Here is a 12,682-nt window from a genome sequence, read left to right on the forward strand (position 1 = left end):
AGTAGCGGCCGCACCTTTGGATTCAAGGGTGCGGCCGCATTGCGTTGCAGGTGGGCTAAACTCGGGATTCATGACACAACCCCGCAATGTGGTCGTCGGTGTGGCCGGCGGCATCGCCGCCTACAAGGCCTGTCACCTCATCCGGGATTTCAAGGAGGGCGGCGACGACGTGCGGGTGGTGCCCACGCCGAGCGCGCTCAACTTCGTCGGCGCAGCGACCTTTGAGGCGCTGTCCGGCAACCCTGTGGACACGGGAGTGTTCACGCGTGTCGACGAGGTCCAGCATGTCCGCGTCGGACAAGAAGCGGATCTGATCGTCGTCGCTCCAGCCACGGCCGATGTGATGGCTCGGATTGCCGCCGGGCGTGCCGACGACCTGTTGACCTCCACCATCCTCGTCGCCACGTGCCCGATCGTTTTGGCCCCGGCGATGCACACGGAGATGTGGTTCAATCCCGCCACCCAGGCCAACGTTAAAACCCTGCGCTCCCGCGGGATCACGGTGCTCGAGCCGGCCCACGGGCGCCTCACGGGCGCGGACAGCGGCCCGGGGCGCATGCTGGAGCCGGAGCAGATCGCTGAGCTAGCGCGCACCGTGGCGGAAACGGGCCCGTTCGGCCGCGCGCTTGAGGGCCAGCGCGTACTGATCAGCGCGGGCGGCACCCAGGAGAACATCGACCCAGTGCGGTTTATCGGAAACCGCTCCTCGGGACGCCAGGGCTTCGCGCTCGCCGAGGTCGCCGCGCAGAAGGGAGCGCGGGTGACCCTGGTGGCGGGCGACACCGACGAACTCTCCACCCCGGCGGGCGCCGAGGTGATCCGCGTGAGCTCAACCCGCGACCTCGAGGAGGCGATGAACGAGCGCGCCGCCGAGGCCGACATCATCATCATGGCAGCGGCGGTGGCCGATTTCCGGCCCGCCAGCACGTCCGACTCCAAGCTGAAGAAGGGCAAGGATTCCGACGCGCTGTCGCGGATTGACCTGGTGGAGAATCCGGATGTGCTGCGGGGTCTCGTCGACAAGCGGGAGGCTGGGCAGACCGCGGCGAGGATCGTGGGCTTCGCCGCCGAAACCGACAACGTGTTCGACAACGGCAGGGCAAAGCTCAAGCGCAAGGGGGCGGACATGCTGATGGTCAATTCCGTCGCCGGGGGAGCAGTGTTCGGCCAGCCCCGCAACAGCGGCTGGCTGCTGGGCGCGGATGGCTCTGAGGTGGAGATTGCGGACGGCCCGAAGCAGGTCGTGGCCGCGCGGATGTGGCAGGTCATCGAGCGCGGGAATGAGTAGTTTGGCAAATTAGACAGCTTGGTCTATATTGGTCGGAGTTACTTCCCAAACCAAAGGAAAGACCGCCTTGTCTACACCCTCCAGCACCCAGCGCGAGCAGAAGAAGACCTTCCACCGCCTCTTTACCAGCGAGTCGGTCACTGAGGGCCACCCCGACAAGATTTGCGACGCGATCTCCGACGCCATCCTGGATGACATGCTCGCCCAGGACCCGGACGCACGCGTCGCCGTCGAGACGCTCGTGACCACCGGGCAGGTCCATGTCGTCGGCGAGGTCAGCACCGACGCGTACTCCAACATCGCGAAAATCGTTCGCGAGAAGCTCGTCGGCATCGGGTTTACCTCCTCCGAGGTCGGCTTCGACGGTCGTACCTGCGGCGTCAACATCGCCATCGGCGAGCAGTCGGAGGAAATTTCCCACGGCGTGACCAACTCCCAGGAGGTCCGCGAGAACCGCGCGACCGACCAATCCGAGCAGTCCGGCGCGGGGGATCAGGGCCTGATGTTCGGCTACGCCACCAACGAGACCCCCGAGTACATGCCGCTGCCGATCTCGACGGCTCACCGGCTGTCCCGCCGCCTGGCGCAGGTGCGCAAAATGGGCGAGGTCGTGGGCCTGCGCCCAGACGGCAAGACCCAGGTCACCTTCGCCTACGACGGTGATACTCCGGTCCACCTGGACACCATCGTGATCTCCACCCAGCACGACCCCAAGTTCCTGCGCCCCGAGCTGGAAGAGGCCGTGCGTACCAAGGTCGTCGAGTGGGTGATCGAGGACGCCGGCCTGGGCCGCTTTTACGACGCCGACACGGCGCTGCTGGTCAACCCGTCGGGCACCTTCGAGGTCGGCGGCCCGATGGGTGACGCCGGCCTGACCGGGCGCAAGATCATCGTGGACACCTACGGCGGCATGGCCCGCCACGGCGGCGGCGCGTTCTCGGGTAAGGACCCCTCAAAGGTGGACCGCTCCGGCGCGTATGCGATGCGCTGGGTGGCCAAGAACATCGTCGCGGCCGGTCTCGCCGACCGCGTGGAGGTCCAGGTCGCGTACGCGATCGGCCGCGCGAACCCGGTGGGGCTGTACGTGGAGACCTTCGGCACGGCCAAGCACGGCAACACTGATCTGAGCATCCAGCGGGCGGTGCAGGAGGTCTTCGACCTTCGCCCCGACGCGATTATCAGGGAACTCGACCTGAAACGCCCGATTTACGCGCAGACCGCCGCCTACGGCCACTTCGGCCGCACCGACATTGACTTGCCGTGGGAGCGCTTGGACAAGGTCGAGGCCCTGCAGAAGGCCGCTGCGCTTTAAGTCGCGTCCTCGATCGCCTTGGTAATCCTGCGCCCGCCCTCCTGCAGCTGGCGCAGCTGGGTCTTGGTCAGCGGATCGAAGACCAGCGAACGCACCGTGGCGACGTGGCCGGGCGCGGTCTCGACGACCTTGGCCATGCCCTCGTTGCTCAAGCTGGCCAGGGTGTAGCGCCCGTCGTCCGGGTCGGGGGTGCGCGTGACCCAGCCGCGCTTTTCTAGTCGCGCGACCACTTGAGACAGCCGCGGTAGCGCGGATTCGACCCGCCCGGCGAGGTCGCTCATGCGCAGCGTGCGCTCGGGGCTCTCGGAGAGGATCGCCAGCACCTGGTATTCGAAGTGCGTGATCCCGGCGTCGCGACGCAGCTGCGCGTCGAGCGCGGCGGGGAGCCGAACCAGGATGGCGACCAGTGCGTCCCAGACCTGGCGTTCCTGGGCGTCGAGGTAGATGGTTGCTTCCTGTTCTGGGGTAGTGGACATGGGATACATCCTACACTTTCAGTTGCACTGTGAACAACTAATGATTGCATCGTGAACTAAAACGCGCTATCGTTGAGTTCACAAAGCAACGAAACCGAGCGAAAGCGAGTGCCCCCATGTTCACCCAGACCCCGCACCCCGACTCCCTGCTTAAGCGAAACCCCGACGACCTGCTGCCCGACGGCCTGACCATGGGCGCCGTCGAGCTGCTCGTGCGCGACCTCGACGAGATGGTGCGCTTCTACCACGACGGCGTCGGCTTGGATGTGTTCGAGCACACCGGCGAGACCGCCCTGCTGGGCCTTGGAGGCGAGCACCTGATGACCCTGCGCCGCGAGCCGAACCTGCCGGCGCCGAGCCGCCACGACGCCGGGCTGTTCCACACCGCGATCCTCTTCCCCACGCGCGAGCTGCTCGCTGCGTCCGTGATGAAGGTTGCCGAGCTCTACCCCCGCAACTTCACCGGCAGCGCCGACCACATCTACAGCGAGGCCTTCTATTTCGATGACCCCGAGGGCAACGGCGTGGAGCTCTACGCCGACCGCCCCCGCGAGCAGTGGGTGACCGAGCCTAGCGGCCTTTACGCCCTGGCCACCGACCCGCTTGATCCGCGCGCGTTTCTGCAGCGCAACGCACCGAGCGAACCGGTTACGCTCGGCGGCACCTTAGGGCATGTCCACCTGCAGGTCGGCGACATCGACGCCGCGCGGCAGTTCTACGTCTCCACCCTCGGCTTCGAGGTCAAGGGCGAGATCGGCTCCGCCCTGTTCGTCTCCGCCGGCGGCTACCACCACCACATCGCGCTCAACACATGGAACAGCAAGGGCGCTGGCCCCCGCGCCGCCGCCTTGGGCCTGGGCCGGGTCGACATCGACCTGCCGGGCGACGAGGACCTCAGCGCGCTGGAGGCGCGCCTGCACGACCACGGTGTGACCACGCGCCACGATGGGCGCACCCTGTCCTTCGAGGACCCGTGGAACACGCTGATCCGCGTCACCTCCGCCGAGCAGTAGGGTCAACGCGGGCTAGAATCAGGCTCCATGACTGACTCACCCGGCGCCGCCAGCCAGCCGGTGGTGCGGGTGCTTCCGCTCCTCGGGCTGGCGCACCTCGACAGGGAATTCGATTACCTTGTCACCGAGGCCGACTCCCGCGCCGCGCAGCCCGGGGTGCGCGCCCGCGTGCGCTTCGCCGGCCGCCTCGTCGACGCCATCATCACCGAGCGCCGCGCGGAGTCAGAGCACGAGGGCGAGTTGCGTTTCATCGAGCGCATCATCAGCGACGAAGTCGTCGCCCCAGCTGAGTTGCGCTCGCTTATCGACGCCCTCAGCGCCCGCTACGCGGGCGTGCGCTCCGACATCTACCGCGCCGCCATCCCCGCCCGCTACGCCAAGGCCGAGGAAACCGACACCACCACCGACTGGGAAGAGCTCGGCGAGGTCGGCGAGCCCGATCTGTCCGCCTGGAGCACCTACGAGCACGGGCAATCCTTCGTCGACGCGGTGCTCGAGGGTCGCATCGCCCGCGCCGCCTGGCAGATCGCGCCCGGGGAGAAATGGACCGATCCCGTCAGCGCCCTTGCCGCCAAGGTCGCCGCGTCCGGTGGCGGGGTGCTCATCGTCGTGCCGGACCAGCGCGACGTCGACGCGTGCGAGGCGGCGCTGCGCGAGCACGTCGGTGCAAGGCAGGTAACAACGCTGACGGCGTCGCAGGGCCCGCAGGCGCGCTACTCGCGCTACCTGTCGATCCTCCACGGCCAGGGCCGGCTGGTCGTCGGCACGCGCTCGGCGGCGTTTGCCCCGGTCAAAGACCTGCGCCTCATCGTCCTCATGCACGACGGCGACGACTCTCTAGTTGATCCCCGCGCGCCCTACGTCCACGCGCGGGAGGTGCTGACCACCCGCGCCGCGCAGCAGAAGGCATGCCTTGTCATTGGCGGGCACTCGCGCACCGCTGAGTCGCAGCTTCTCGTGTCCACGGGGTGGATGCAGGAGCTGGTGGCGCCCCGAAGCACACTGCGCACACGCTCGCCACTCATCCACGCCGCCGGCGACTCGGACTTCGCCCTCGAGCGCGACCCCCGCGCGCGCCAGGCGCGCCTGCCCTCGGTGGCGTTCGCCGCGGCCGCGAAGACCCTTGAGCGCGGGGCTCCGGTGCTGTTCCAGGTGCCGCGCACCGGCTACGTGCAGTCACTGGCCTGCGGGGCGTGCCGCACCCCGGCGCGGTGCCGCTGGTGCAGCGGGCCGTTGAGCCTGCCGTCGGGAGGTCCCGCGGCGGCCCCGACGTGTCGCTGGTGCGGGCGGATGGACACAGCCCACGTGTGCCCCGTCTGTGGCTCGCGGCGGCTGCGCGCGGTGGTGCTCGGCACCGAGCGCACCGCCGAGGAGCTGGGCAGGGCGTTTCCCAAGACGCGGGTGCGCTCGTCGTGGGGCGAAAAAATCATCGCCGAGGTGCCGCGCACACCGATGATCGTGGTGGCGACGCCGGGCGCGGAGCCGCGCGTCGCCGACGGCGGGTACGGCGCGGCGATCCTGCTGGACACGTGGGCTTTGCTGGGCAGGCCCGACCTGCGCGCGACCGAGGAAACCTACGAGAAGTGGCTCGCCGCCTGCACGCTTGTCGACGCCGCCAGCGACGACGGCGAGGTAGTCGTCGTCGCGGAGCCCGCGCTGCCGGTAGTCCAGCACCTAATCCGGTGGGACGTGCCGGGCCACGCCGCCATAGAGCTCGCGCAGCGCGCCGAGACCCGTCTGCCTCCCGCGGTGCACGTCGCCGTGGTCGACGCCCCGCGCAAGGCGCTTGAGGACTTCTTCGCCCACGCCCAGCTCCCGCCGCACGCGGAGACACTCGGCCCCGTGGACCTGCCGCCCGGCGTGCAGCTGCCGGGGGAGTGGGACGAGCGCGAGCTGGGGCCCGCGCAGCGCATGATGGTGCGCAGCCCGCTGTCCGGGCGCACCGAGCTGGGCCGCGCGCTGCGCTCCGCGGCGAGCCTGCGCGCGGCGCGGAAGCAGGACGCGCCGCTGCGGATCCAGGTCGACCCTGTGCGTATTGGCTAGGCCGCCGGGGCGCTTGGCTAAGCTCGCAGGTATGGCAGTCCGCTCGATCCGTCTCTTCGGAGACCCCGTGCTCAACTCCGTCGCCGCGCCCGTGACGCGTTTCGACGACTCCTTGCGCACGCTCGTCTCCGACATGCTCGACACCATGGACGACGCGGGAGGCGTCGGCCTCGCCGCCAACCAGGTGGGCGTGGATGCGCGGGTATTCGTTTTCGATTGCCAGGGCATGCGCGGGCACATCATTAACCCGACCTGGGAAGCGGCGGGGCAGGACATGCAAATCGGGCGCGAGGGGTGCCTGTCGGTGCCCGGGGTCAGCGGCCAGGTTTCCCGGCACAACCGGGTGGTGGCGCGAGGCGTCGATGCCTTTGGCAGGCCGCTGGCGATTGTTGGCACGGGCCTTCTCGCGCGCTGCATCCAGCACGAAAGCGATCACCTCGATGGGATCATGTTCATGCGCAGAATGGAGCCCGAAGCGCGCAAGGAAGCGATGACCATCATTCGCGGTTCCGAGTGGTTCCAGCAGGCGTAAGACGATGAAGGAGATAAACACCATGCGACTTGTTTTCGCCGGCACCCCCGAGCCCGCCGCCGTGGCGTTGAGCACGCTCATCGCCTCCGAGCACGAGGTGGTCGCGGTGATCACCCGGCCCGACGCGCGCAAGGGCCGGGGCCGCAGCCTGCACCCCTCGCCCGTCAAGGAGCTTGCGCACAGCTACGGCATCGAGGTGTTGACGCCGCAGACTCTGAAAGACAACGGGGAGATCCGCCAGGTGCTGCGCGAGATCGCCCCAGACGCTGTGCCCGTTGTCGCCTACGGCAACCTGATCCCGGCGGACATGCTGGACATCCCGAAGTACGGTTGGGTCAATTTGCACTTCTCCCTGCTACCCGCGTGGCGTGGAGCGGCGCCCGTGCAGGCGTCGATAAGCAGCGGCGAGACGGACACCGGCGCGACGACGTTTCGCATCGACGCCGGCCTGGACACCGGCGACATCCTCGGCCACATCCACGAGCCGATCCACCCCACGGACACCGCGGACGACCTGCTGACGCGCCTCGCCCACTCCGGGGCGGACCTGCTCGTGGAAACCATGAACGGGCTTGCCGACGGCACCATCACCGCAGTCCCGCAGCCCGCCGAGGGCACCTACGCGCCGAAAATCTCGACTAACGACGCGCGCATCGACTGGGCCCAGCCCGCCGAGGTGATCGACCGCGCCATCCGCGCGCACACTCCGGCGCCGGGCGCGTGGACGACGCTCGGCGGCGAGCGCGTAAAGCTCGAGCGCGTTGAGTCTGTAAGCGGTGCGGATCTGCACCCCGGCGAGGTGCGCGTGAGCAAGGACTCGGTGGAGGTGGGAACGTCCAGCGCGAACGTGGCGCTGACGCGGATCCAGCCGCCGGGAAAGAAAATGATGGCCGCCGCGGATTGGGCGCGCGGGCTGCAGGACACGGAAGGGATTGAGTTCGCATGAGTGGTGGGTTTAGGTCGCGCGCGTCCGGGCGGCGAGAGGAGCGCCGGGAGAGCAAGCGGGTGAGCAAGCCGCAGGTGAAGGCGACGCGCATCGGCGACGGCGCGCGCGAGGCGGCCTTCGAGGTCGTGCGCCGGGTGGCCACCGACGACGCGTACGCCAACCTCGTGCTGCCGAGGCTGCTGCGCGAGCGCAACATCACAGGCCGCGACGCGGCGTTTGCCACCGAGCTCGCCTACGGAACGCTGCGCGCCCAGGGCGTGCTCGACGCCGTGATCGCGCGGTGCTCCTCGCGCGAGCTGGACAAGATCGCGCCCGAGGTGCTCGCTGCGCTGCGTCTCGGCGCGTACCAGCTGCTGTACACGCGTGTCGACGACCACGCGGCCGTCGACACGTCCGTGCGCCTCGTCGAAGCGGCCGGGGCGGGCCAGGCGAAGGGCTTTGCCAACGCGATCCTGCGCACGATTACCCGCACCCCGGCCGAGCAGTGGCTGGACGATCTCACCCCGTCTGACCCGGTGGCGGCGGTGGCGTTTCGCACCGCGCACCCTGAGTGGATCGCGCGATCCTTTGGCACAGCGCTCGGCGCGAGCGGGGCAGAAGGGGAGTTGGAGGCGGCACTCGAGGCGGACTCGCAGCGCCCGGTTGTCCACCTCGTCGCCCGCCCCGGCGAGATTTCCGCCGCCGAGCTCGCCGCGATCACCGGCGGCGACGAGGGCAGGTACTCGCCGTACGCCGTCTACCTGCACGAGGGGGACCCCGGTGTGCTCGAGCCGGTGCGCGACGGCCTGGCCGGCGTGCAGGACGAGGGCTCCCAGCTCATCGCCCGCGCGCTCGCCGAGGTCGACGTCGAGGCAGACGCCGGGCGGTGGCTGGACCTGTGCGCTGGCCCCGGCGGTAAGGCCGCGCTGCTCGGCTCCCTGGCCGGGATTGAGGGCGCGCACGTCGACGCCGTCGAGATCAGTGAGCACCGCGCGGAGCTGATCCGCAAGGTCATCGGCGGGCTGCCCGTCTCCGTCACCGTCGCTGACGGCCGTGACCCGGGCCTGGAGCCCGGCTACGATCGCGTGCTTGTGGACGCCCCCTGTTCTGGACTCGGCGCGCTGAGGCGGCGCCCCGAGGCGCGGTGGAAGAAGCAGGAGTCCGAGATTGGCGAGCTCACCCAGTTGCAGACCGAGCTGCTCCAGTCGGCGCTGCGCCTGGTCAAGCCCGGTGGCGTCGTTGTTTACTCCACGTGCTCGCCGGACGTGCGGGAAACGCGCGGGGTGGTTGACGCCGTGCTCGCAGAAGGCGTGGCCGAGGAGCTCGACGCTAGCGCCTACCTGCCCCCGATGGAGGGCACGGGCGCGGGCAAGAGCGTGCAGATGTGGCCGCACCGGCACGGGACCGATGCGATGTTTTTCTCGGTGCTTCGTAGGAGGTAGTGCGCTGTGGGCTGGTGGGGCCGGGTTGTTGAGGTATAGCTACTAGACCTCAGCGAGAAGGCACAGCCGAACACACACAGCACACCCACCCGCCGACCAAGATCCCGGACTCAAAGACGCGCCCCAGCTCAGAGAAAAGTAGGCTGTGAACCATGTTGTACATCGCTCCTTCCATCCTGGCCGCCGACTACGCGGCGCTCGGTGAGGACGTGCGCAAGGTGCCCAACGCCGACCTCATCCACGTCGACATCATGGACGGCCACTTTGTGCCCAACCTCTCCTTCGGCCCGGACGTGACCAAGGCGGTCGACGGAGTCACAGAGCAGTTCCTCGACATGCACCTGATGATTGAGCAGCCGGAGAAGTGGTTCGAAACCTACATCGCGGCAGGCGGGGACCGCCTCGTGTTCCACGTCGAGGCCACCAGCGACCACGTCGCAGCGGCGAAGGCTGTCCACGAGCTCGGCGTCGAGGCCGGCTTCGCAGTCAAGCCGGGCACGCCCATCGAGCCCTACCTGGATGACCTCGAGCATTTCGAGGAGGTCATGATCATGAGCGTCGAGCCCGGCTTCGGCGGGCAGAAGTTCATGCCCGAGGTGCTTAGCAAGGTGCGCACGCTGCGCGAACACATCACCGCAGCAAAACTAGACACCATCATTGCTATCGACGGCGGCATCGCCGAGGCCACCATCGTCCAGGCGGCGGCCGCGGGCGTGGAGTCCTTTGTCGCGGGCTCGGCGGTGTTCGGCAAAGACGACCCGGCGGCGGCCGTCGATACGCTGCGCCGCCTCGCGCAGGCCGCGCGGTGAGTGAGATCGACTACGCGGCTGCGCTGCGTGCGGGTGACGCCGTGCGCGGCACCACCTCGCCGAACCCGCCCGTGGGGTGCGCCCTGTTCAGCCCGGACGGCGAGCTCATCGCCACCGGGGGCACCTCCCCGGCAGGGGGAGCGCACGCGGAGATCAACGCGCTGCGAGCGGCAGGCGACAGGGCCCGCGGGGCCACGGCGGTGGTCACCCTCGAGCCCTGCAACCACACCGGCCGCACCGGCCCGTGTTCGCAGGCGCTTGTCGACGCCCACATCACGCGCCTGGTCTACCTCACCAAAGACCCCAACCCGCAGGCCGCCGGCGGCGCCGACTACCTCGAACGCCACGGAGTCGAGGTGATCTACGCCCTGCAGCGCGTCGACGCCTTGCAGCCCTGGCTGACCTCAGTCGCGCGCGGCCGGCCGTCGGTCACGCTGAAGTACGCCGCCAGCCTCGACGGTTTCACGGCGGCGCCGGACGGGACGAGCAAGTGGATCACCGGCGAGGACGCTCGCCGCCACGTGCACGCCGACCGCGCGGTGCGCGACGCGATCGTCGTCGGCACGGGCACCGCGATCGCCGACAACCCCTCGCTCACAGCGCGCCGCGGCGACGGCACGCTGATGGAAACGCAGCCGCGTCGGGTGGTCGTCGGCACGCGAGCGGTGCCCGAGGGAAACCTCACACGGCTCGGCTTCGAGCAGTACGCCACCCCCGCCGCGGCGCTGGAGGCGCTGTGGGAGTCGGGCGCGCGCGACGTGCTCGTCGAAGGCGGGGCGGGGCTGGCGGCGAGCTTTCTTCGAGAGGGCCTCGTCGACCGGGTTCAGGCCTACGTAGCCCCGCTGCTGCTCGGCGCCGGCGCGGGCGTGGTCGACACCGCGCTTGCTGCAACCCTGGCCGACGCGCCGCGCTTTGCCCTTTCGCGCGTCACGGTGCTGGGTGGCGACGTACTCATAGAAATGGAGAGGTAGATGTTTACTGGTCTGGTAGAAGAGGTCGGCGAGGTTGTCGCGCTGACGAAGCTTGACGACGCCGTGCGCATCGCCGTGCGCGCGCCGCTGGTCACCGCCGACGCGCGCCACGGCGACTCGATCGCCGTCGACGGGGTGTGCCTGACCGTCGTCGACAACGCCGACGGCGTGTTCAGCGCCGACGTGATGCAGGAAACCCTCGACCGCTCGCGCCTCGGCAGCTACGTCGCAGGCTCGCGCGTTAACCTTGAGCGGGCGCTCGCGGCGGGGGCGCGCATGGGCGGGCACATTGTGCAGGGCCACGTCGACGGCGTCGCGCAGGTGGTCTCGCGCACGCCCTCGGAGAACTGGGAGGTGGTGCGCTTTACGTTGCCCGCCGGGCTGGCCCGGTACGTGGTGGAGAAGGGATCGATCACGGTCAACGGGACCTCTTTGACGGTCTCGGCGATCGGAGAGGACTACTTTGAGGTTTCGCTGATCCCCACTACGCTCAGCGACACCACCGCGGGGAGCCTTGCTACCGGCGAGGATGTCAACATCGAGGTCGACATCGTGGCCAAGTACGTCGAAAAGATGACGCAGGGCTACCATTAATCGCCATGAGTGACCCGATTTCCCTGGATAGCGTCGAGGAGGCTATCGCCGCTGTCTCCCGCGGCGAGGCCGTGGTCGTCGTGGACAACGAAGACAGGGAGAACGAGGGCGATCTGATCTTCGCCGCGGAGCTGGCCACGCCCGAGCTCGTCGCGTTTATGGTGCGCCACACCTCCGGCTACATCTGCGTCGCGTTGGAGAACGCCGACGCCGACAGGCTCAACTTGCCGCCGATGGTGGCGCGCAACGAGGACGCCCGCGCCACCGCCTACACGGTGACGGTCGATGCAGCGACGGGCACGACGGGCATCTCCGCGCGCTCGCGCTGCGAGACGATCACCCGCCTGGCGGATCCCGCGCGAGGCGCGAGCGACTTTACTCGGCCCGGCCACATCGTGCCACTGCGCGCGCGTGCCGGCGGGGTGCTTGCTCGCGACGGCCACACCGAGGCGTCCGTCGACCTTGCCCGGCTCGCCGGTTTAAGGCCTGCGGGCGTGCTGTGCGAGATCGTCTCGGCCGAGGACCCGACCGACATGGCGCGCGGGCCCGAGCTGCGCCGCTTCGCCGACGAGCACGGCCTGGTCATGATCTCGATCGCCCAGCTCATCGACTACCGCCGCCACCGCGAGAACTTTGTCACCCGCTGCACGCAGACCCGCCTGCCCACCGAATTCGGCGAGTTCCAGGCCTACGGGTACCGCAACACCATCGACGGCACCGAGCACGTCGCCCTCGTCGTCGGCGACGTCGCGGCGCAGCCCGGGGTGCTCGTGCGCGTCCACTCGGAGTGCCTCACCGGCGACGTGTTCGCGTCGCGACGCTGCGACTGCGGCCCCCAGCTGCACGAATCCATGCGCCGGGTCCAGGAAGCCGGCCGCGGCGTCATCGTCTACGTGCGCGGGCACGAGGGCCGCGGCATCGGGCTGCTGGCCAAGCTCGAGGCCTACCGCCTGCAGGACGCCGGGCTGGACACCGTCGACGCGAATCTCGAGCAGGGCCTGCCTATCGACGCCCGCGAGTACTCCGTCGCCGGGCACATCCTCGCGGACCTCGGCGTGACGTCCTTCGATGTCCTGTCCAACAACCCCGACAAGGTCGCGGCCTTGGAAGGTTATGGACCGAGTGTCGACGGGCGCACTAGAATCGAGATTGTTCCATCGCACGACAACATCCGCTATCTGCGCACCAAGCGCGACCGGCTCGGCCATGACCTGCCGCTCGTGGAGCGCTGGAGCGCGGACCACACCACGGGCGGCCGGTAGGCCCGCCCGACACAG

12 protein-coding genes are annotated in these 12,682 nt (G+C 69.1%); 11 read left to right on the forward strand and 1 reads right to left on the reverse strand.

Annotation, left to right across the window (positions count from 1 at the left end; genetic code table 11):
* Positions 1–70 precede the first annotated feature (70 nt).
* Positions 71–1,288, forward strand: a complete 1,218-nt coding sequence (gene coaBC, locus E3227_RS08975) for a bifunctional phosphopantothenoylcysteine decarboxylase/phosphopantothenate--cysteine ligase CoaBC (protein WP_144318221.1) — start codon at positions 71–73, stop codon at positions 1,286–1,288.
* Between the two features lie 67 nt (positions 1,289–1,355).
* On the forward strand, positions 1,356–2,600 hold the full coding sequence (gene metK, locus E3227_RS08980; RefSeq protein WP_144318222.1) for a methionine adenosyltransferase: 1,245 nt from the start codon (positions 1,356–1,358) through the stop codon (positions 2,598–2,600).
* Here the strand turns inward: metK and E3227_RS08985 are convergent.
* Positions 2,597–3,076, reverse strand: coding sequence for a MarR family winged helix-turn-helix transcriptional regulator (locus tag E3227_RS08985; protein ID WP_144318223.1), 480 nt, complete (start codon positions 3,074–3,076; stop codon positions 2,597–2,599). The genes metK and E3227_RS08985 overlap by 4 nt on opposite strands.
* A 116-nt stretch (positions 3,077–3,192) precedes the next feature.
* Here E3227_RS08985 and E3227_RS08990 point away from each other — a divergent pair, with 116 nt between their 5' ends.
* The 9 genes from E3227_RS08990 (at position 3,193) to E3227_RS09030 (ending at position 12,667) form a co-directional block, all read left to right on the forward strand.
* Entirely contained in the window at positions 3,193–4,089 is an 897-nt protein-coding gene (locus tag E3227_RS08990) for a VOC family protein (protein ID WP_211346224.1), read from the forward strand.
* Positions 4,090–4,116: 27 nt separating this feature from the next.
* A complete protein-coding gene (locus tag E3227_RS08995; RefSeq protein ID WP_144318224.1) occupies positions 4,117–6,132 on the forward strand; it encodes a primosomal protein N' in 2,016 nt (671 codons plus the stop codon).
* 31 nt (positions 6,133–6,163) lie between these two features.
* The gene (gene def, locus E3227_RS09000) at positions 6,164–6,664 is read left to right on the forward strand and encodes a peptide deformylase (protein WP_136651219.1); all 501 of its coding nucleotides are present in this window, start codon (positions 6,164–6,166) and stop codon (positions 6,662–6,664) included.
* Positions 6,665–6,686: 22 nt separating this feature from the next.
* A complete protein-coding gene (fmt, locus tag E3227_RS09005; protein ID WP_144318225.1) occupies positions 6,687–7,610 on the forward strand; it encodes a methionyl-tRNA formyltransferase in 924 nt (307 codons plus the stop codon).
* On the forward strand, positions 7,607–9,031 hold the full coding sequence (locus tag E3227_RS09010) for an RsmB/NOP family class I SAM-dependent RNA methyltransferase (RefSeq protein ID WP_144318226.1): 1,425 nt from the start codon (positions 7,607–7,609) through the stop codon (positions 9,029–9,031). Before fmt ends, E3227_RS09010 begins: the two co-directional genes overlap by 4 nt.
* 152 nt (positions 9,032–9,183) lie before the next feature.
* Positions 9,184–9,840, forward strand: a complete 657-nt coding sequence (rpe, locus tag E3227_RS09015; protein ID WP_144318227.1) for a ribulose-phosphate 3-epimerase — start codon at positions 9,184–9,186, stop codon at positions 9,838–9,840.
* Positions 9,837–10,811, forward strand: coding sequence for a bifunctional diaminohydroxyphosphoribosylaminopyrimidine deaminase/5-amino-6-(5-phosphoribosylamino)uracil reductase RibD (gene ribD / locus E3227_RS09020; RefSeq protein WP_144318228.1), 975 nt, complete (start codon positions 9,837–9,839; stop codon positions 10,809–10,811). The genes rpe and ribD overlap by 4 nt, the downstream gene beginning before the upstream one ends.
* Positions 10,812–11,405, forward strand: a complete 594-nt coding sequence (locus tag E3227_RS09025; protein ID WP_144318229.1) for a riboflavin synthase — start codon at positions 10,812–10,814, stop codon at positions 11,403–11,405.
* Between the two features lie 5 nt (positions 11,406–11,410).
* Positions 11,411–12,667 carry a bifunctional 3,4-dihydroxy-2-butanone-4-phosphate synthase/GTP cyclohydrolase II gene (locus E3227_RS09030; RefSeq protein ID WP_136651225.1) on the forward strand — a complete coding sequence of 419 codons (1,257 nt, stop codon included), beginning with the start codon at positions 11,411–11,413 and terminating at the stop codon, positions 12,665–12,667.
* The last annotated feature ends 15 nt before the right edge of the window (positions 12,668–12,682 follow it).

This window comes from Corynebacterium sanguinis, assembly GCF_007641235.1.
Taxonomy (GTDB): domain Bacteria; phylum Actinomycetota; class Actinomycetes; order Mycobacteriales; family Mycobacteriaceae; genus Corynebacterium; species Corynebacterium sanguinis.

Excerpts from the sequence above, each read along its gene's own strand:
- coaBC (WP_144318221.1), top strand. The coding sequence starts at position 71 with ATGACACAACCCCGCAATGTGGTCGTCGGTGTGGCCGGCGGCATCGCC.
- E3227_RS08985 (WP_144318223.1), bottom strand. The coding sequence starts at position 3,076 with ATGTCCACTACCCCAGAACAGGAAGCAACCATCTACCTCGACGCCCAG.
- E3227_RS08990 (WP_211346224.1), top strand. The coding sequence starts at position 3,193 with ATGTTCACCCAGACCCCGCACCCCGACTCCCTGCTTAAGCGAAACCCC.
- E3227_RS08995 (WP_144318224.1), top strand. The coding sequence starts at position 4,117 with ATGACTGACTCACCCGGCGCCGCCAGCCAGCCGGTGGTGCGGGTGCTT.
- def (WP_136651219.1), top strand. The coding sequence starts at position 6,164 with ATGGCAGTCCGCTCGATCCGTCTCTTCGGAGACCCCGTGCTCAACTCC.
- fmt (WP_144318225.1), top strand. The coding sequence starts at position 6,687 with ATGCGACTTGTTTTCGCCGGCACCCCCGAGCCCGCCGCCGTGGCGTTG.
- E3227_RS09010 (WP_144318226.1), top strand. The coding sequence starts at position 7,607 with ATGAGTGGTGGGTTTAGGTCGCGCGCGTCCGGGCGGCGAGAGGAGCGC.
- rpe (WP_144318227.1), top strand. The coding sequence starts at position 9,184 with ATGTTGTACATCGCTCCTTCCATCCTGGCCGCCGACTACGCGGCGCTC.
- E3227_RS09025 (WP_144318229.1), top strand. The coding sequence starts at position 10,812 with ATGTTTACTGGTCTGGTAGAAGAGGTCGGCGAGGTTGTCGCGCTGACG.
- E3227_RS09030 (WP_136651225.1), top strand. The coding sequence starts at position 11,411 with ATGAGTGACCCGATTTCCCTGGATAGCGTCGAGGAGGCTATCGCCGCT.